Raw genomic sequence first — 19059 nt, 5'->3', positions numbered from 1 at the left:
AGTGTTAAAGCATGGTGGTCGTTACTGGGCTCGAACCAGTGACCCCCTCCTTGTAAGGGAGGTGCTCTCCCAGCTGAGCTAAACGACCTGGGAATGCTGTCTTCACCCGTTGTGAAGAAATGGTGGGTCGTGCTGGATTCGAACCAGCGACCAATTGATTAAAAGTCAACTGCTCTACCGACTGAGCTAACGACCCTCACCACGACCAGGACCGACTGCACTACTGCACCGGCTCTGACGGCGGCCTATATTACGGATTTATCATCCTGGCGCAATAGAAAAATCTTAAATTAAATCTGTTTGTTCACTGCGCATACAAAGCAAGAGCATCTTTACAAGACTGTTACTAAAACAGTGACATGCAGCAATGTTACAGCTTGCCCAGGCTCTGCTTGGCCAACTGGGCCGGCGAGGTGTTGGGGTACCCCTTGATCACCTGCTCATAGAAGGCCTTGGCTTCCGCCTTCTTGCCATCGAGCTGGGCCAGCATGCCGAGCTTCAGCAGGGCGTCGGCCCGCTTGGGCGACTTGCTGTACTTGTTTGCCACCGTGGTGAACTGGCTCGCGGCACCGGCTCTGTCGCCCTTGTTGAACATCAGCTGACCGAGCCAGTAATGGGCATTGGGGACATAGCTGGAGCTGGGGAATTGCTTGATGAAGCCCTCGAAGGCGGGGATGGCCTTGTCGTAGTTCTTCTCCTTGAGCACCATGTTCACGGCCGCGTCGTAGGCCTGATTCTCGTCCTGGTTGGTCGAGTAATTGGCTGCCGCAGCAGGGGTCGCAGCAGCGGCGGCTGGCTGTGCCGGGGCGGCGGCAGGCTGGCTGTTCGCCACCTTGTCGAGCTCCTGGTAGAGCTGGCGCTGGCGCTCCTGGGACTGCTCCATCTGGTAGGTCTGCTGCTCCAGCTGGCCGCGCAGTTCGGAGACCTCCCCTTGCAGGGAGTCGACCTGCTGCTGCAATTCGGCCTGCAGGCGCAGACGGGCGTTGAGGGTGCGTTCCAGCAGGGCGACCCTGTCTTCCAGACTGCCCGTCGGCACTATGGCACCGTTGTTGCCACTGAGGGCCACGGCACTGCCGCTGTCGCCACTGAGATCGCTCACCGGTGCCGCCGCTTGCGCATTCAGAGCAATCAATACCGCCAGCGCAACAACAGCTTGCTTGTACACAGATTTCATTCGGATCAAACCTTAGCGTTTAGTGCAAATAAAACGGCCAGCGCCATAGTCGCTCGCTGATACAGATTTCATTCGGATCAAACCTTGGCGTTTAGTGCAAATAAAACGGCCATCGAAATGGCCGCTTGCATATAAACGAACTTCGTTCGATTCAAACCTTAGTAAACCAGGACCGCACGGCGGTTCTTGGCAAAGGCTTCCTCGGTGTGGGACAGATCCAGCGGCTTCTCTTCGCCATAGCTGACGATGGAGAGCTGCTCGGCCTGCACACCCAGGGTTTGCAGATACTTGGCAACGGCCTTGGCACGACGCTCGCCCAGTGCGATGTTGTATTCCGGAGTGCCGCGCTCATCCGCGTGGCCTTCGATCAATACCTTGACGCTCGGACGCTCACGCAGGTAGCTGGCGTGGGCATCAAGCAGGTCGGCGTACTGACCCTGGATGTCGTAGCCATCGTACGGGAAGTAGATCACGTTGTCGCGCTGCAGCGCTTCGAACTTCTGACGCATCTGCTCTTCCGGGGACAACATGCCGTTGGCGCCGCCGGTTTGTACACCGCCCATGCCGTCGGTCATGCCGGACTCGGCGCCAGCGGCGTCGGAGTCGGAAGAGGAGCTACAGGCGGCCAGGGTGAACAGTGGCAGTGCGATGGCCAGACCCTTGAGCAGTTTATTGAGTTGCATGCTATTTCCTTAAACCTTTATAACAAAACAAAAAACAAGCGATTTTTTTATCAATTCAAGAAGGGCGACCAAGCTGGTGCACGAATTTCACCGCTACTGGTCGGAAGCACTGCCTTGAAGCGACCGTCGGTCGACACCAATGCAAGACTCTTACGACCCTGATAGATGGTGGCATAAATGATCATGCTGCCATTGGGAGCCACACTTGGCGATTCATCCAGAGCACTCTGAGTCAGTACCAGCATGGCTCCGTTTTCCATATCCTGGCGAGCGATGCGATATTGTCCCTGAACCCGGGTCACCATCACCATGGACTTGCCGTCCGGCGTGATGGATGCCCCCTGGTTGGAATCCCCTTCCCAGGTCATCCGGCGAGTGACGCCAGTCGCCAAATTTACGCTATAAATCTGGGGTTTGCCACCACGTTCAGAGGTGAACAGCAAAGTTTGACCGTCCGGCATCCAGGAGGGTTCGGTGTCTATGGTGCGGTTATTTGTGACTCGAGTGAGTTGCTTGCTAGCAACATCAACAACATAGAGATCCGGCTGCCCGTCCTTGGACAGGACAATAGCCAAACGACGACCATCCGGCGACCACTCAGGGGCACCGTTGATGCCGCGGAAGCTGGTGATCATGCTGCGCTGCTGAGTGTAGATGTCCTGCACGTAGATCTCGGACTTCTGGTTCTCGAAGCTCACGTAGGCCAGCTTGCTGCCATCCGGCGACCAGGCCGGGGACATCAGCGGCTCGCGGGAGCGCAGCAGGGTCTTCTCGTTGTAGCCGTCGTAGTCGGAGATGCGCAGCTGGTACGGGAACTGGGTGCCCTGCTGGACCGACACATAGGCCAACCGGGTCAGGAAGGCGCCACGCTCACCGGTCAGACGCTCGTAGACGATGTCGGAGATGCGGTGGGCGAACTGGCGCATCTGGGCACCCGGGATGGTCGCCATGCGGCTGTCCAGGATGTAACCGTTCGCCTCGCCGCCCTGTGCCTTGGCCAGCTGGCCCTTCAGCACATCGACCAGCTCGAAGTTGATCTTGTAGGTGCCGTCACCCACGGCGGCGATGGAGCCGACCACCACGGCCTCCACCCCCTGGGAAGCCCAGGGCGCGAAGTTGATCTCGCCGCTGGTGCTCGGGGTCTGCGGCATCTGGCTGCGGGACAGGGGCTTGAACTTGCCACTGCGCATCAGGTCGTTGGAAACCACCTCGGCGATGTCCTGCGGCAACTGGCCATTGCCCTCCCACTTGAAGGGGGCGATGGCGATGGGGCGCGCACTGTCGATACCGCCGGTGATGACGATGTCCAAGGCCGCCTGAGCGCTCTGGCCTAGCAGAAGGCAGCCAACCAAAGCAAAAAACACTTTTCTTATCATGGCTTAAACTCTCAGTTCCAATTTGAGATTCGACTCTCTGACCAACAAAATATTGTTAACCAAAGCAGCAGTGCTTTCTTTGTAATCACTTAAATTTGCGGAGCCAACTGAAGACTCAACTCCTTCATCATTTCGAATGCCGCCGGATCCTTCGGCACCGGCAACTGATTGGCCTTCAGCACCGCCGCCTTGCCGGAGCGGCAGACAGCCGGGTCGCCCTGGCCGTTGTCCACCGAGATGACGAAGCCGCTGCTGGCCAACTTGACACCGATAGTACAGGTTTTGCCCCGCATGGTGGGATCCAAAATCATGTAACGCTCGACCGTGGCCTTGATGAGGGCGGCGTACTTGTCGACCTCGCCCTTGGCGGCAGCAGACGCAGCCTGACTGCGCGCATTGGCTTCAGCCGCCAGTTGCTGCTCCATCATGGCTTCCATCTCTTTTTGCAGCTTGGCCTCCTCGGCCGCCTTGCGTTTGCGCTCCGCCTCTATCTTGGCTTTCTTCTCAGCCTCGGCCTTCGCCTTCTTCTCTGCGTCAGCTTTTGCCTTCTTGTCAGCCTCGATCTTGGCCTTCTTCTCGGCCTCCGCCTTGGCTTTCTTCTCTGCTTCCGCCTTCGCTTTCTTCTCCGCTTCGGCCTTGGCCTTCTTCTCGGCCTCCGCCTTCTTGGCCTTGGCCTCTTCCGCCTTGGCCTTCTCCTCGGCCTGCTTCTTCTCCAGCTCTTTCTTTTTCTTCAGCGCCAGCGCCTTGGCCTCTTCCGCCGCCTTGCGTTCGGCTTCGGCCTTCTTGGTCTTCTGCTCCTCGAGTTTGCGGGCTTCCTCGGCTTTCTGGGCCTTCTCTTCCGCCTGCTTCTGTTCAGCCTCTTTCTTCTGCTTGTCGGCCTCGGCCTTGCGGGTCGCCTCCTCGGCCTGCTTGCGCTTGGTCTCGGCGATGCGCAGGCGCTCCTGCTCCTGTGCCAGCTCGCGCTTGACGCGCTCGGCGTCTTCCTTGTCCTTCTGCTGTTGCACCGCCTTGGGCTGGGCCTGCTTCTGCTGCTGGATTTGCTGCATCTGCTGTTCCAGCATTTCGCTGTCCATCATGACCGCATTGACGATCTGTCCCTTGGACTCGGGGCGCTTGGGTTTGCTGAAGTCGACGCCGACCAGCAGGATGATGCCGATGATCAGATGCAGCAGCAGCGACGCGACGAGATAACCGGAAATACCACGCTTCACATCCATCTCCGTCAGTTCACCGGATCCGTCATCAGACCAACCTGAGGCACACCGGCTTTCTTGAGGGCCACCATCAGCAGGATCACCTCTTCGTAACGCACGGACTTGTCACCGGCCACCACCACGGGGGCGTTCTGGTTGATGGCCAGGTAGCCCATGGCCTTCTCGGTGATGTATTGCTGCATCGCCTCTGGCGTGCCGCTCGGCACCGGCTCGTCATCGGCTTCGCCGGCCTTGATGACGTACTCGCTCTCGGTGTTCACGCTGACGATGAAAGGCGGCTTGGAATCTTCCGGCAACTGCTCGGATTCCGCCTGGGGCAGATCCACCTTGACCCCCTGCGTGATCACCGGCGTCACCGCCATGAAGATGATGAGCAGCACCAGCATGACGTCGATGTAGGGCACCACGTTGATCTCGGCGACCTTCTTGCGTTTGAGCCGCTGATAGGTTTGCATTACTTCTCACCCTGCTGTGCGATTTGGCGGTTCAGTATGGTGGTGAACTCGTCCATGAAGTTGGCGTAGGCGTTTTCCAGCCGCTCGACCTTGTTGGTGAAGCGGTTGTAGAAGATAACGGCCGGGATGGCGGCGAACAGGCCCATGGCGGTGGCGATCAGCGCCTCCGCGATGCCGGGCGCCACCATCTGCAGGGTCGCCTGCTGCACCTGACCCAGGGCGATAAAGGCGTTCATGATCCCCCAGACGGTACCGAACAGACCGATATAGGGGCTGATGGAGCCGATGGTCGCCAGCACCGGCAGGTTGGACTCGAGATCGTCCACCGCGCGGGACAGGGAGACCCGCATGGCGCGATAGGTACCGTCCATCACCGCATCCTGGCCGCGAGCCCCAGCCTTGAGCAGGCGGGCATACTCCTTGAAGCCGGAGTAGAAGATGTCTTCCATGCCTTCGATGTCGTCACGACGGGAAGAGGACTCCTGGTAGAGGCGATTGAGATCGACCCCGGACCAGAATCTGTCTTCAAACTGCTCGGAGGCGAGATTGGCCGCCTTGATGACCTTGGAACGCTGGATGATCAGCGCCCAGGAGACGACCGACATGCCCATCAGGGTCATCATGACCAGTTTGACCAACAGACTGGCTTGCCAGAACAGGCCAATAAACGAAATTTCAGCGTGCACTTAACAGCACTCCCTTGATTTTTTCAGGTATTGCGACAGGTTTCATTTGCGGATGGCTGACACAGGCAATCTGAACCATGGCCTGGGTGATCAGCCGCCCATCAGCCGCCAGTATCTGCTGTGAAAAGCGCATGGAGGCACGTTTCACTTCAGTCACTTGCGTCAGTACGGTCAGCAGTTCGTTGAAGCGGGCGGCGGCGCGAAAGTCGATCTCGGTGCGACTCACCACGAAGGCGATGCCCTCCTGCAGCAGGACATCCTGTTCGATGCCGCCGGCGCGCAGGAATTCGGTGCGGGCCCGTTCCATAAACTTGAGATAGTTGGCGTTGTAGACGATGCCTCCGGCGTCCGTGTCTTCGTAGTAGACACGCACCGGAAACTCAGAGACTTCCCCCATAAAAATCTGTGATCCATTCGACAGTCAGATGGGGGGCTATCATAGCGCAGGGCTGAATAGGAAAGAAGCAGGGGGAGACAGGGAAATCCCATCTCCCCCCGTTTTTTATGGCAGGAAATAACCCGTTCCCAGACAGACTCCGCCGAACATACCAGACGGGCTGAAGCCGGGATAACACCGCCACCCCCGAGGGGACGAAAAACAGGGGGAGGCGGCTAAACGCCGGCCTCCCCCTCCGCATTCATGACAGGTAATAGCTGCTGGTCAGCCAGAGCCCGTACAACAGACTCGGCAGGGCGAGCCAGGGAAAGAACAGCACGCGGCCGACCAGGCTGCGAGGATGGAATCCCAGGCCGTGCATGACCCCGCAGCAGACCGCCCACATCAGCCAGGGCGCGAGCCAGAGACCGTGGTCACTGGTATTCGCCGCGACCAGGTTCGGTGCCTGTAGGATGGCGACGGCCAACAGGGCCGCCGCCAGCAGCATCAGACCCTGCCATGGCTGGCGCTCCAGGGGAGCAGCCAGCCGGGCAAGCCTGTCACTTGTCTTCATCTATCTGACGATCCAGGTTCTCGGTGTGCTCCAGCCAGAGCGCATTGATGATGCCAAACGCACAGGCCAGCAGCAGCCCCAGGATCCAGGTGAAATACCACATATCAGGGCACCTTCTTAGTAGAGCGATTGTTGGTTGTCTTCGATTTGCTTGTTACTCACCCGGCCGAACATCTTGATGTAGGTCCAGATGGTGTAAGCCAGCACGGTCGGTACGAAGACGACTGCGACTACCGTCATCACCTTGAGGGTGTTGAAGGAGGCGGTGGAATCCCACATGGTCAGGCTCTGGGACGGCTCCAGGCTCGAGGGCATCACGAACGGGAACATGGAGAAGCCCGCCGTCAGTATGATGCCGGCGATGGCCAGGGAGGAGAACAGGAACGCCACCCAGCCCTTGTCCAGCTTGGCCGCCACTGCGGTCAGCAGACACATCGCCAGACCCAGCACGGGGGCGGCGATCATCCAGGGGTAGAGGCCGTAGTTCTGCATCCAGGCACCGGCCTGCACCACCACTTCCTTGTGAAGCGGGTTGGTGACGGCGTCGGTGGCGACGGAGCCCACGATCACATAGCCATCCATGCCGCTCACCCAGACACCGGCCAGGGCGAACAGCACCAGGGTCAGCAGGGAGAAGATCATGGCGGCGGAGCGGGAACGCGCCAGCACTTCACCTTCGGTCTTCATCATCAGCCAGGTCGCGCCCTGGGTGATGATCATGAAGAGGCTCACCAGACCGGCCAGCAGGCCGAACGGATTGAGCAGGCCGAAGAAGTTGCCGTGATAGGTCATCATCAGGAACTGGTTGAAGCTGAACGGTACCCCCTGCAGCAGGTTGCCGAACGCCACCCCGAAGATGACAGGGGGGATGGCACTACCGGCGAACAGGGCCCAGTCCCAGTTGGAGCGCCACTTGGCGTCTTCCTGCAGGGAACGGTACTTGAAGCCGACCGGACGGAAGAACAGCGCCATCAGGGTCAGGATCATGGCGATGTAGAAGCCGGAGAAGGCCGCCGCATAGACCATGGGCCAGGCCGCGAACAGGGCGCCACCGGCGGTCACCAGCCAGACCTGGTTGCCCTCCCAGTGCGGTCCCATGGTGTTGAGCATCACCCGACGCTCCACATCCTTCTTGCCGACGAAGGGGAGCAGGGCGCCCACCCCCATATCGAAACCGTCGGTGATGGCGAAACCGATCAGCAGCACGCCGACCAGCACCCACCAGACCAGACGCAACAGTTCGTAATCAAACATGGGTCACTCTCCTTATACCTTGCTCTGTTCGAAGTGGTACTTGCCCGTCTTCAGGCTGCTGGGGCCCAGGCGCGCATACTTGAACATCAGGTACATCTCGATGATCAGCAGCACCGTGTAGAACAGGAAGATCCCGATCAGAGAGAACCAGATCTCGGACGCAGGAATGTTGGATGCGGAGACGTAGGTCGGCAGCATCTCGGCGATGGTCCAGGGTTGACGACCATACTCGGCGACAAACCAGCCCGCCTCGATGGCGATCCAGGGCAGCGGGATGCCCCACAGCAGCGCCTTGAGCAGCCACTTGCGCTCGCCGATCTTGTGGCGAGTGCTGTCATAGAAGGCCAGACCGATCAGCACCAGCATCAGGATGCCGCAGGCAACCATGATGCGGAAGGCGAAGAACAGCGGCAGCACCTGCGGGATGGAATCATCCACGGCGGCCTTGATCTGCTCGTCGGTGGCGTCGGTCACGTTCGGGGTGTAGCGCTTGAGCAGCAGGCCGTAGCCCAGATCCTGCTTCACTTCGTCGAAGCGGGCGCGGGTATCCTCGGACTTGTCACCGGATTGCAGCTTGGTCAGCAGCTCGTAGGCGGTCATGCCGTTGCGCACGCGCAGTTCGTGCTCGCTCTTCAGATCCTTGAGGCCGGTCACCTGGCCGTCCAGGGAACGGGTGGCGATGATGCCGAGGGCATAGGGGATCTTGATGGCGTAGTCGGTGCGCATCTCCTCCTGGTTCGGGATGCCGAACAGGGTGAAGGAGGCCGGCGCCGGCTCGGTGTTCCATTCGGCCTCGATGGCCGCCAGTTTCACCTTCTGCACCTCGCCGGTCTCGTAACCGGACTCGTCGCCCAGCACCAGCACGGAGAGGATGGAGGCCATGCCGAACGCCGCCGCGATGGCGAAGGAGCGACGGGCAAAGGCCACGTCACGGTGCTTCAGCAGGTAGTAGGAAGAGATGCCCAGCACGAACATGGCGCCCGTGGTGTAGCCTGCCGCGACGGTGTGGACGAACTTGACCTGAGCGACCGGGTTGAACACCAGGTCGGCGAAGCTCACCATCTCCATGCGCATGGATTCGAAGTTGAACTCGGCACCCACCGGGTTCTGCATCCAGCCGTTGGCGACCAGGATCCAGAGGGCGGAGAGGTTGGTCCCGAGTGCCATCAGCCAGGTGGCGGCCAGGTGCTGGCGCTTGCTGAGGCGATCCCAACCGAAGAAGAACATGCCGACGAAGGTGGACTCCAGGAAGAAGGCCATCAGCCCTTCGATGGCCAGCGGGGCCCCGAAGATGTCGCCGACATAGTGGGAGTAGTAGGCCCAGTTGGTACCGAACTGAAACTCCATGGTGAGCCCTGTGGTGACCCCCAGGGCAAAGTTGATCCCGAACAACTTGCCCCAGAACTTGGTCATGTCCCGGTAGACAGTGTTGTTGGTCATCACATAGACGGACTCCATGATCGCCAGGAGGAAGGCCATTCCCAGCGTCAGGGGTACAAACAGGAAGTGATAAAGGGCCGTCGCGGCAAATTGGAACCGCGATAGGTCTACCACATGCTCAGCAATCATGATGTTTCCTCACCGATTATTGGCACGGCTATTTTGAGTTTTAAGGACAAAGCTTCCATTGGAAGTCCCCGAATGGTCGATCACCCCTCGCGGACTGACCGGATTCGACTGCCACCACATTAACAACAAGGCAATATACGAGAACAAAAAAAGCTAATGTTTAACATCTTTAAAACAATAACTATGGTTCTATTCCCGCCTATAATGATCGCTGTTTTATATCACCTTTATTTGATTGAAATCAATGTAAAACCACCGTCAATACATGCCTTTTCAAGGCAACTTACGAGCCAATTCATATTAATTGTGCGAACCGCATCACAAAAATACAAGAGCATAAATTATTGATTTAAATCAATTTTATAAAGAAACAAAATAGTTTCAATTCTGTTAATCAAATAGTGAAAGCCATAAAAATCGCGCTCATTATTCCATTATTTAAAAAATGATGCGGCTCATCATAAAAGCAATTTAAAACCAGTAAAAACACATGTTTATGCGTATATCCCGCCCCAATGAAATCATTACTTTATCTAATCAAAAGCCCATAGATTTTCTTGTTTGTTCCTCCCGGCAAGAGCTCCTACAATGCGCCTCGCAGTGAGGGCATACCTCTGGATACAGGCCGGTCATTCCGGGTTCCCGGTACGTATTCGATGAACATTTCGAACCTGTTTGTTGGGATTAATGATGAAAAAGTTTGTTGCCAAGACCATCCGTTACTACAAGCTTTCTTTCGTTCAACTCTATCAAATGAACCGACTCTGAGGCCTCGCGACGGCTCCTTTGTTTTTTCCCGACCGGCCTGCAGACGCCCTCACAGTCTGTGAACATCCATCCTGAATTGTCTTTGCCCACCGCATCCGCCGTGGGCTTTTTTTTACACGCACAACAAAAAACCGCCTCGAGGGCGGTTTTTTCGTTCACATCGCGGCGCTTACTGCTCTGCCGGCCGTTCCAGGCCGAAGTGCGCATAGGCTCTCTGGGTCGCGATCCGCCCTCTGGGTGTACGTTGCAGATAGCCTTGCTGGATCAGATAGGGTTCCAGCACATCCTCGATGGTGTCCTTCTCCTCGCCGATGGCGGCGGCCAGGTTGTCGAGTCCCACGGGCCCCCCCATAAACTTGTCGATGACGGCCAACAATAGCTTGCGATCCATGAAGTCGAAACCCTCGTTGTCCACGTCCAGCATGTCCATGGCGCGGGCCGCAATGGGTCCGTCAATCCGCCCGTCGGACTTCACCTGGGCGAAATCCCGCACCCGTCTTAACAATCGGTTAGCAATGCGCGGCGTGCCCCGGGAGCGGCGCGCCACCTCCAGTGCCCCGTCGCTCGACATGTCGAGGCCGAGACAGCGGGCGCTGCGGGAAACGATGTCGGTGAGGTCCTTGACGTTGTAGAACTCCAGCCGCTGGACAATGCCGAAGCGATCCCGTAGCGGGCTGGTCAGGGAACCGGCCCGGGTGGTGGCGCCGATCAGGGTGAAGGGGGGCAGGTCGAGCTTGATGGAGCGGGCGGCGGGGCCCTCCCCTATCATGATGTCGAGCTGGTAATCCTCCATCGCCGGGTAGAGCACCTCTTCCACCACCGGGCTCAGGCGGTGGATCTCGTCGATGAAGAGCACATCGTTCGGCTCCAGGTTGGTGAGCAGGGCGGCGAGATCGCCGGCCTTCTCCAGCACGGGGCCCGAGGTGGTCTTGATGTTGACCCCCATCTCGTTGGCGACGATGTTGGCCAGCGTGGTCTTGCCGAGGCCGGGCGGACCGAAGATCAGCAGGTGATCGAGGGCTTCCCCACGCTGGCGGGCCGCCTCGATGAAGATCTCCATCTGGTCGCAGACGTGATCCTGCCCGGTGTAATCGGCCAGTTTCCTGGGCCGGATGGCCCGATCGATGATCTCGTCCTCGCGGGCAGCCCCCGCCGAGATGAGACGATCCGCTTCAATCATGGGCTACCTCACGCGCTGCATCCCCGCTCGCACCGGCGCGCGGCAGGGGGTGATCCGCTCTGTTCATGGTCACACTCACACCAGGCTGCGCAGGGATTCGCGGATGATGGCCTCGACCGACATCCCCTCGACCGCCACCTTGGTGACGATCTGGCTCGCCTGCTGCGGCTTGTAGCCGAGCGCCACCAGGGCGCTGGCCGCCTCCTCGCTCGCATCGGGGGCGCGCAGCGGGCTCTCCTTGGCAGGCAGGGCGATCTCGGCCGGGGAGAAGAGATCGTGGCTGACCCAGCCCTTGAGCCTGTCCTTCATCTCCACCACCAGCCGCTCGGCGGTCTTCTTGCCCACCCCGGGCAGCTTGACCAGAGAGCTTATCTCCTCGCGCTCGACACTCATCACGAACTGGGTGGCCGTCATACCGGAGAGGATCGCCAGCGCCAGCTTGGGGCCGACCCCGTTGGTCTTGATCAGCTCGCGAAACAGCGCCCGCTCCTGCTTGTGATTGAAGCCATACAGCAACTGGGCATCTTCGCGCACCACGAAGTGGGTGTGGATCACCGCCTCCTTCCCCAATTCCGGCAGATCATAGAAGCAGCTCATGGGCATGTGCACCTCGTACCCCAGACCCCCCACTTCGATCAGGACCTCGGGGGGTTGCTTCTCGATGATGACGCCTCTCAAGCGACCGATCATGTTCTCTTCCTCGCCACGCAGACTCTTTCCAAATTGGCCACTAGCATAAAGAATAACTGGATAAGTATCCAGCATAGGCCGCCCCCGGCCTCGCCCTCACCAGACTGAATTTAGCCCTTGGGCCACGAGGCTCGGCCTGTTAAAATTCCGCACTTGAAATTTTCCAGGGCCAAGCCGCCCGAACTAGCGAAGGTCTACCGCGATGCGTACCAGCCAATATCTGCTTTCCACTCTCAAGGAAACCCCCTCCGACGCAGAGGTCATCAGCCACCAGCTGATGCTGCGCGCCGGCATGATCCGCAAACTCGCCTCCGGCATGTACGCCTGGCTGCCGACCGGCCTGCGGGTGCTGAAGAAGATCGAGAACATTGTTCGCGAAGAGATGAACAATGCTGGTGCCATCGAAGTCTCCATGCCGGTGGTACAGCCCGCCGAGCTGTGGCAGGAGTCCGGCCGCTGGGATGACTACGGTCCCGAGCTGTGCCGCCTGACCGACCGCCACAACCGTCCCTTCGTGCTGGGCCCGACCCACGAAGAGGTGATCACTGCGCTGGTGCGCTACGAGGTGAACAGCTACAAGCAGCTGCCGCTCAACCTCTACCAGATCCAGACCAAGTTCCGCGACGAAGTACGCCCCCGTTTCGGCGTGATGCGTGGCCGCGAATTCCTGATGAAGGATGCCTACTCCTTCCACATCGACAAGGAATCTCTGGTCGAGACCTACGAGAAGATGCACGCCGCCTACTGCGCCGCCTTCACCCGCATGGGTCTGAACTTCCGTCCGGTACAGGCCGATACCGGCTCCATCGGTGGTACCGGTTCCCACGAATTCCAGGTGCTGGCCGAGAGCGGTGAAGACTTGATCGCCTTCTCCGACAGCTCTGATTACGCCGCCAACATCGAGATGGCCGAAGCGCTGGCGCCGGCTGGTGAGCGCGCTGCCGCCACCGCAGCCCTGACCAAGGTTGCCACCCCAAACGTCCACACCATCGACGAAGTGGCCGCTTTCCTGAACGTGGCACCGACCGCCATCGCCAAGACCCTGCTGGTACTGGCAGAGGAAGATGAGCACGGCAAGCAGGCCGTCATCGCGCTGGTTCTGCGTGGCGACCACGAACTGAACGAAATCAAGGCCGAGAAGCTCTCTGGCGTTGCCAACCCGCTGACCTTCGCCAACGACGAGCAGATTAAAGCGGCCGCCGGTTGCGACGCAGGCTCCATCGGCCCGGTCGGCTTTGCCGGTCGCATCATCGTCGATCGCAGCGCCGCCCACCTGGCGGACTTCGTCTGCGGTGCCAACGAGACCGGCTTCCACCTGACCGGTGCCAACTGGGATCGCGACATCGCCGCTTACGAGGTTGCCGATCTGCGCAACGTGGTGGAAGGCGACCCCAGCCCCTGCGGCCAGGGCAAGTTGCTGCTCAAACGCGGCATCGAGGTGGGCCACATCTTCCAGCTGGGGACCAAGTACTCCGAAGCCATGAAGGCGAGCGTGCTGAACGAGGGCGGCAAGTCCGTCACCATGGAGATGGGTTGCTACGGTATCGGGGTCTCCCGTCTGGTGGCCGCCGCCATCGAGCAGAACAACGACCAGTACGGCATCATCTGGCCGGACGCCATCGCCCCGTTCGAAGTGGCCATCGTCCCCATGAACATGCACAAGTCCGAGCGCGTGGCCGAGCAGGCACAGCAGTTCTACGCCGAGCTGAAGGCCGCCGGTGTGGATGTGCTGTTCGATGACCGCAAGGAGCGCCCGGGCGTGATGTTCGCCGACATGGAGCTGCTGGGGATCCCCCACGCCATCGTCATCGGCGACCGCGGTCTGGACAACGGCGTGGTGGAGTACAAGTGCCGCCGCTCTGGCGAGAAGCAGGAAGTGGCCATCGGCGAGATCGTCGCCCTGCTCAAGGGCAAGCTGGGTCGCTGATAACGCCGACACCGCCTTTCGCTTTTCATAGGAAAGCCCCGAGAGCCACGGCACTCGGGGCTTTTTATATGGCTCTCAGCCATGATGCACAAAAATGCGCCTCCAGCGCGAACCATTGAGATAACTGTATTGCCCTGTACACGGCACGGCTGATTTCCTAGACTGGCGCTCTTTACCCAGCTTGCCCGAGAAGTCATGTCCATCGCCTCAGCCAATACCGTTGTCGTGCTCGACTTCGAGACCACAGGGCTTTCACCCGGACAAGGGGATAGAGCCATCGAGATCGGTGCCGTCAGAATCAAGGATGGCCATATCAGCGAGCGTTTCTCGGCATTGATGAATCCGGGCTTCAACGTGAGCAGCTTCATCGAGCAATATACCGGGATCAGCAATGCCATGCTGAAACAGGCCCCACCCTGCAACGAGGTGATGGCGGATTTCGTCGACTTTATCGGTGATGACAATCTGGTCGCCCACAACGCCTCCTTCGACAAGCGCTTTCTGGATGCGGAACTAGAGCGATTGCCGGCGCAATACCGCGGGCAGTTCGCCTGTTCCCTGCTGCTGTCGAGGCGCCTGTTTCCCGATGCCCCGGATCACAAGCTGGGAACCCTGGTGCAATACCGGTGCCTGCCCAATGACGGGGTGTTTCACCGCGCCCTGGCGGATGCCGAGGTGACGGCCCACCTCTGGCTTGCCTTGTTGGAAGAGCTGGCGTGTCGACATGGCATTATCGACCCGGATTTTGAATTGCTGCTGACCCTTGGCAAGAAACCAAAACCGGTGATCCCATCCTTCCTGCGGGAATATGCGGCTCGGAAATAACGTGTGCCGACATGCATCATCAATCATTCATGCCATGTCGGCATTAATTTTACCCGCCTTCAAATCCATGATGGCCCGGCGTAAAGACAGGCAGGCAAGAAGATAATTTAGCACTGCACAGCAATGAAAAAAGCGCGCCAAATGGCGCGCTTTTTGTTTCCGTGTCATCTGGCGACAGGGCCGGCTCACGGCGCCTCAGCCATTGCGACCGATAAAGAGATCGGTCACATGGCAGCTGCTGCGCGCCTCCAGGGCGTCCAGCATGTAGGCCGCCGCGTCTTCCGGAGTCATGAAGCCGCTCGGGTCCAGGTGATCCGAGTTCTCCCAGAATTCGCTGCGGATCCCGCTCGGATAGAGGTTCACCAGCCGCAGGGGCGAGCCCTTGAGCTCGGCCCGCAGGGACTCCAGAAAGCCCCGCATCCCCCACTTGGAGGCGCAGTAGATGCTCTCGTTGGCCTTGCCAGCCTGGGCCGCCGAGGAGAGCACATTGGCCAGCACGCCGCCCTTTTCGCCGATGAGACGCACGGTCTGCTGGGCCACCAGTATGGTGGAGACGAGGTTGCTCTCCACCACCCGGCGGATCTGCTCGGCGGTGTAGACGCCCACCGGGCCGAACTCGCCGACACCGGCGCAGTGCAGCACCAGATCGGGCAGGCCGCCCCACTCCACCGCGGCAGCAAAGGCGACGTCCACCTCTTCGTGGTGCGCGAGATCGGCGGCGATGCCGACCACGGCGCTGCCGAGGCGCTGCTCCTGCTCCTGCAGTTTCTGGTAGCGGCGACCCATCATGGAGACGCGATGGCCGCGCTCAACCAGCCCTATGGTCAGTGCACGCCCGAGCCCGGAGCCCGCGCCAGTCACTATGATATGGCCCATCTTCTCTCCTCATCAGAGCCAGCCATCACTTAGCCGTGATGCGCCGCCCGGGGCGTCAGATCAGAAGGTGAACTCGCCACCGATGAACCAGCCGTCGATGGTCTGGTCGACGCGGTCGAAGTCCATCTCGGCCTCACGCCAGCCGGCACGGATCTTGAGCGGCACGGTGGAGAACTTGTAGGAACCGCCCAGACGGTAGTCGTAGTTGTCGGCATCCTGCACGCGCATGTCGCCGAAGGCCGCAAAGCCCGTCCCCGGGATGCGCACTTCACCGCCGGTGTAGGCCATCAGCACGTCCTTGTCATAGGAGTAGTGCTGGGTGTTGAAATCGCCGTCGTAACGACGACCGGTCAGACCCAGATCGATCTGGAACAGGTCGTTGTTGAACAGGCGATAGTAGAGGCTCAGATCATAGGCCAGCAGATCGTTGTTGAAGGCGCCGCCGCTGCTGCTGAAGTCGGACATCTCGAACTTGGCGTTGGGCAGCAGCAGAATGCCGTGCTCCAGTTGCAGGTAACCGCTCCAGTTGTAGTTCTCGTCATAGCTGCCAGCACTCACACCGCTGACCTGGCCGCTGCCCTGGGCGTTCCACAGATCGGCACCCGCGGCGAACCGCCAGTCATCGGCGGCGGTGGCGGCGTGGCTGAACAGGGCCAGTACACAACCGGTAATCAAGGTCTTCTTCATCATAAGGCTCCATCATGGACGGGAAAGGCCATCATTTTACCCGGAGTGCACGGAATACCTAGAGTAAAAAGCTGAACAAGCGTCCAGAAATGTCAGTGCTGCATGCCTTTCATCGGCTCGATGGGCTTCACCGGCAGGCTCAGGCCCAGGCTCTGGCCATCGTCCAGGGTCAGGGTCAGCGGGAAGGGGGTCCCCTGGGAGAGCTCGCGCACCTCGAACAGCATGATGTGCAGGCTGCCGGGCTTGAGGACGGCCTCCCCCCTGGCCGGGATCTCGATGCGCTCCACCTGGCGCATCTTCATCACCCCGTTCTCGTGCAGGTGGGTGTGCAGCTCGGCACGACCCGCTTCCGGGGAAGCCGCCGCCACCAGCGCCACCGGCTTGTCCCCATCGTTCTTGAGCACCATGAAGGCCGCCGTGTTCGGCGAGCCCGGTGGCAGCAGGCGCACATAGCCGTCGACGGCCTCGACCTTGGCCAGGGCCGGTGCGGCCAAGAGCAGGGCCAGGCTGGAGTAAAACGCACGTTTGAACATGGTTGAAATCCTTTTATGATGTTGTTAAACGAAGCGAAGCTTACCCCCTATGGCAAGCTTTTGGCAGCCCCGACAACAAGGATTCAGACATGCCCCTCACAATTCTGACCGAACAGCAGGATGGCCTGCTCATCCTGACCCTCAACCGGCCGGACAAGCGCAATGCCCTCAACGCCGGGATGTATCAGGCCCTTGCCGACGCGCTGCGCCAGGCGGCCCGGGACGAGCACGTGCATGCCCTGCTGCTGCAGGGACAGTCCGACTGCTTCACCGCCGGCAACGATCTCGCGGACTTCGTGGGGAAGGAGACCCTGGAGGCCGACGACCCCATACTGCAGTTCCTCCACACCCTGGCCGATTTTCCCAAGCCGGTGATCGCCGCCGTCGCGGGCCCGGCGGTGGGGATAGGCACCACAATGCTGCTGCACTGCGATCTGGTCTATCTGGCGGACAACGCCAGGCTGCAACTGCCCTTCGTGGAGCTGGGGCTGGTGCCGGAGTTTGCCTCCAGTCTGCTGCTGCCCCGCGCCGTGGGCCATCTGAAGGCGGCAGAGCTGCTGTTGCTGGCCGACCCCATGGATGCCTCCGAGGCGCTGCGCCTCGGACTGGCCAACCGGGTGCTGGCGGCGTCCGAGCTGCTCCCCTTCGCCCGGGAGCAGGGGCTGAGGCTGGCGGCCAAGCCGCCGAAGGCGCTGCAAAAGAGCAAGGCGCTGCTCAGGCAGGAGCTCAAGCAGGCGGTGCACTTCGTCATCGATCTGGAGGCGCGCGCCTTCTCACAGGCCCTGCTGGGGGAGGAGGCCCAGCGCCGCATCGCCCACCGGCTCAGGCGCTGAGGCCAATCGCTAGTTCAGGCGAAAACGCCCGATCAGCTCGCAGCCCTGCACCTTGTCCTGCACCTGGATCAGTCGGGCGATCTCGGGGTTGGGGTGGCGCTTCAGGAAGGCGAGCAGGGCCGCGCGGCAGCAGCCCAGCTCGCTGATGAGGGATTCGCACGCCCGGTTGGGGCACTGGGGCACCAGGGCGGTGACCAGTTCGGAGGCGAGCTTGAGGTAGCGCAGCTCATAGGCGGGTTCGTCCATGGCACGCCAGAAGTCGGCCATGCGGTGACAGGTGGCGACCCGCATGCTGGCCAGCTCGTCCAGATCCCCGGACGTCAGTTCATACACCTCGCCCAGGGCCTGCTGATAGAGGCAGATGGCCGTGCCAAGTGCCCCCATGCCCAGGGCGTTTTCCGCCTCCAGCATGTAACGTTGCCAGTGTTGATTCGCCATCTTCCTCTCCTCTGCCGACACGAGTGGAACCTGTATCATGGCCAATCGAGAATAAATATCAACCCGAGCCTTTGTGCAGGATCCCTCAGCCCGCCGCTCTTGGCTGGTTGACGCGACACTGTTTGCCGGGATAACCGGGCAGGGTGCCGGCCTTGGCGCCGCAGGCCAGGCGCTTGGCCTCGGCGAGGCGCTCCGCGAGGTTGGCCTCGTTGACCGGCTGCCAGCCCATCTGCTGGCCGAGCCAGCTGGCCCAGGCGAACTCGACGAAATAGACCTGCTCCCCCTTGCTGAAGTAGCCCGCATCCTGCAGCAGCCCCGCCAGGGTGCGGTAGGGGTAGTCCGGCAGATCCCCGATGTGCCGGGGCAGCTGCTCCGGGGTCAGGGGCCGGCCCCGTTCATCCTTGAGCCAGGCCCAGTGGTTGTTCTGCATCTGGCTCCAGAAGTTGGCCCTGTCCTGCAGCCGGGCGATCACCTTGACCCTGGCCTGCTTCACCCCCTGTTGCCACAGCGCCTTGGTCAGGTGGTGCCTGTCCACCAGCCAGTAGCCGCCATCGGGGGCAATCACTATGGGGATCTCTTTCTTTTTCATCAACTTGTCGAGCTGCTTCTCGCTCTTGTCCGCCAGCTCCTGCGCCGTGGCGTCCACCTGGAGCTGGCCCACCCCGCCCTGGGTCGGATGAAGCTGGTCGATGCGCACCTCGCACCAGCTCCCCACCGGGCTCTCCTTCTCGCACGGGGCCAGCGCCCAGGCCCCCTGGCTCAGCACACAGGCCAACAAGATCCATGCTCTCATCACTCTCTCCTCCTCGCGCTCCAGACGGGCGCACGTTGACAGCCGCCCCGGATATCATGGGACTCACTCTGGCGGTCTGACCAGCAAAGGGGATATCATGATTTCCCGTCTGCCGGCGATGCATTCTCGCCGACTTTTCTCCCCGCTT

21 protein-coding genes and 2 tRNA genes are annotated in these 19059 nt (G+C 60.3%); 3 read left to right on the top strand and 20 right to left on the bottom strand.

What is annotated here, in order from left to right; all coding sequences use genetic code 11:
• Positions 1-12: 12 nt before the first annotated feature.
• From AB5Y72_RS10165 to ruvA, 15 genes are all read right to left on the bottom strand, one after another.
• Positions 13-88: transfer RNA gene (locus AB5Y72_RS10165), tRNA-Val, on the bottom strand.
• A gap of 32 nt (positions 89-120) precedes the next feature.
• Positions 121-196 (bottom strand) — tRNA-Lys (locus AB5Y72_RS10160).
• Between the two features lie 174 nt (positions 197-370).
• Positions 371-1174 carry a tol-pal system protein YbgF gene (gene ybgF / locus AB5Y72_RS10155; RefSeq protein ID WP_325783543.1) on the bottom strand — a complete coding sequence of 268 codons (804 nt, stop codon included), beginning with the start codon at positions 1172-1174 and terminating at the stop codon, positions 371-373.
• A gap of 158 nt (positions 1175-1332) precedes the next feature.
• Complete coding sequence (pal, locus tag AB5Y72_RS10150; protein WP_010672877.1) at positions 1333-1857, bottom strand: peptidoglycan-associated lipoprotein Pal; 525 nt, start codon at positions 1855-1857, stop codon at positions 1333-1335.
• Between the two features lie 50 nt (positions 1858-1907).
• On the bottom strand, positions 1908-3233 hold the full coding sequence (gene tolB / locus AB5Y72_RS10145) for a Tol-Pal system beta propeller repeat protein TolB (RefSeq protein WP_042074111.1): 1326 nt from the start codon (positions 3231-3233) through the stop codon (positions 1908-1910).
• An 89-nt stretch (positions 3234-3322) separates the two neighbouring features.
• Positions 3323-4450 (bottom strand): cell envelope integrity protein TolA, encoded by a 1128-nt coding sequence (gene tolA / locus AB5Y72_RS10140; RefSeq protein WP_042074110.1) that lies wholly within the window; start codon positions 4448-4450, stop codon positions 3323-3325.
• Between the two features lie 5 nt (positions 4451-4455).
• A complete protein-coding gene (tolR, locus tag AB5Y72_RS10135) occupies positions 4456-4902 on the bottom strand; it encodes a protein TolR (protein WP_042074109.1) in 447 nt (148 codons plus the stop codon).
• Positions 4902-5588 carry a protein TolQ gene (gene tolQ, locus AB5Y72_RS10130; RefSeq protein ID WP_042074107.1) on the bottom strand — a complete coding sequence of 229 codons (687 nt, stop codon included), beginning with the start codon at positions 5586-5588 and terminating at the stop codon, positions 4902-4904. Before tolQ ends, tolR begins: the two co-directional genes overlap by 1 nt.
• The gene (gene ybgC / locus AB5Y72_RS10125) at positions 5578-5985 is read right to left on the bottom strand and encodes a tol-pal system-associated acyl-CoA thioesterase (protein ID WP_042074106.1); all 408 of its coding nucleotides are present in this window, start codon (positions 5983-5985) and stop codon (positions 5578-5580) included. The genes tolQ and ybgC overlap by 11 nt, the downstream gene beginning before the upstream one ends.
• A 241-nt stretch (positions 5986-6226) precedes the next feature.
• On the bottom strand, positions 6227-6538 hold the full coding sequence (locus tag AB5Y72_RS10120; protein WP_042074104.1) for a cyd operon YbgE family protein: 312 nt from the start codon (positions 6536-6538) through the stop codon (positions 6227-6229).
• Positions 6525-6641, bottom strand: coding sequence for a cytochrome bd-I oxidase subunit CydX (gene cydX / locus AB5Y72_RS10115; RefSeq protein ID WP_005331536.1), 117 nt, complete (start codon positions 6639-6641; stop codon positions 6525-6527). The genes AB5Y72_RS10120 and cydX overlap by 14 nt, the downstream gene beginning before the upstream one ends.
• Positions 6642-6655: 14 nt before the next feature.
• The gene (gene cydB, locus AB5Y72_RS10110; RefSeq protein WP_325783542.1) at positions 6656-7792 is read right to left on the bottom strand and encodes a cytochrome d ubiquinol oxidase subunit II; all 1137 of its coding nucleotides are present in this window, start codon (positions 7790-7792) and stop codon (positions 6656-6658) included.
• 12 nt (positions 7793-7804) lie between these two features.
• Positions 7805-9361, bottom strand: a complete 1557-nt coding sequence (locus AB5Y72_RS10105; RefSeq protein ID WP_325783541.1) for a cytochrome ubiquinol oxidase subunit I — start codon at positions 9359-9361, stop codon at positions 7805-7807.
• A 937-nt stretch (positions 9362-10298) separates the two neighbouring features.
• Entirely contained in the window at positions 10299-11309 is a 1011-nt protein-coding gene (gene ruvB, locus AB5Y72_RS10100; RefSeq protein ID WP_042074100.1) for a Holliday junction branch migration DNA helicase RuvB, read from the bottom strand.
• 75 nt (positions 11310-11384) lie between these two features.
• On the bottom strand, positions 11385-11999 hold the full coding sequence (ruvA, locus tag AB5Y72_RS10095; protein WP_042074096.1) for a Holliday junction branch migration protein RuvA: 615 nt from the start codon (positions 11997-11999) through the stop codon (positions 11385-11387).
• A 202-nt stretch (positions 12000-12201) separates the two neighbouring features.
• On the opposite strand from ruvA, the gene AB5Y72_RS10090 reads away from it, so the two are divergent.
• Together AB5Y72_RS10090 and AB5Y72_RS10085 are read left to right on the top strand one after the other, a co-directional pair.
• A complete protein-coding gene (locus tag AB5Y72_RS10090; protein WP_325783540.1) occupies positions 12202-13926 on the top strand; it encodes a proline--tRNA ligase in 1725 nt (574 codons plus the stop codon).
• A gap of 195 nt (positions 13927-14121) precedes the next feature.
• Positions 14122-14751 (top strand): PolC-type DNA polymerase III, encoded by a 630-nt coding sequence (locus AB5Y72_RS10085; protein WP_216991678.1) that lies wholly within the window; start codon positions 14122-14124, stop codon positions 14749-14751.
• 195 nt (positions 14752-14946) lie between these two features.
• Here AB5Y72_RS10085 and AB5Y72_RS10080 read toward each other — a convergent pair whose 3' ends face one another.
• The 3 genes from AB5Y72_RS10080 to AB5Y72_RS10070 all read right to left on the bottom strand — a co-directional run bounded on the left by AB5Y72_RS10080 (position 14947) and on the right by AB5Y72_RS10070 (position 16847).
• Entirely contained in the window at positions 14947-15627 is a 681-nt protein-coding gene (locus AB5Y72_RS10080) for an SDR family oxidoreductase (protein ID WP_325783539.1), read from the bottom strand.
• Positions 15628-15687: 60 nt separating this feature from the next.
• Positions 15688-16314 (bottom strand): TIGR04219 family outer membrane beta-barrel protein, encoded by a 627-nt coding sequence (locus AB5Y72_RS10075; protein WP_325783538.1) that lies wholly within the window; start codon positions 16312-16314, stop codon positions 15688-15690.
• Positions 16315-16406: 92 nt separating this feature from the next.
• Positions 16407-16847 carry a copper chaperone PCu(A)C gene (locus tag AB5Y72_RS10070; RefSeq protein WP_128273763.1) on the bottom strand — a complete coding sequence of 147 codons (441 nt, stop codon included), beginning with the start codon at positions 16845-16847 and terminating at the stop codon, positions 16407-16409.
• An 89-nt stretch (positions 16848-16936) separates the two neighbouring features.
• Between AB5Y72_RS10070 and AB5Y72_RS10065 the strand changes: the two genes are divergently transcribed.
• Complete coding sequence (locus tag AB5Y72_RS10065) at positions 16937-17680, top strand: enoyl-CoA hydratase-related protein (RefSeq protein WP_325783537.1); 744 nt, start codon at positions 16937-16939, stop codon at positions 17678-17680.
• Between the two features lie 9 nt (positions 17681-17689).
• Here AB5Y72_RS10065 and AB5Y72_RS10060 read toward each other — a convergent pair whose 3' ends face one another.
• Both AB5Y72_RS10060 and AB5Y72_RS10055 read right to left on the bottom strand, forming a co-directional pair.
• Positions 17690-18118, bottom strand: a complete 429-nt coding sequence (locus tag AB5Y72_RS10060) for a DUF2753 family protein (protein WP_318162011.1) — start codon at positions 18116-18118, stop codon at positions 17690-17692.
• Positions 18119-18203: 85 nt separating this feature from the next.
• Positions 18204-18911, bottom strand: coding sequence for a ParB-like protein (locus AB5Y72_RS10055; RefSeq protein WP_042074086.1), 708 nt, complete (start codon positions 18909-18911; stop codon positions 18204-18206).
• Between the last annotated feature and the right edge of the window lie 148 nt (positions 18912-19059).

This window comes from Aeromonas sp. R7-4 (genome assembly GCF_040908055.1).
GTDB lineage: Bacteria > Pseudomonadota > Gammaproteobacteria > Enterobacterales > Aeromonadaceae > Aeromonas > Aeromonas sanarellii.
Note: the sequence above shows the minus strand (reverse complement) of the source record. Positions and strands in the feature narration are given on the sequence as shown.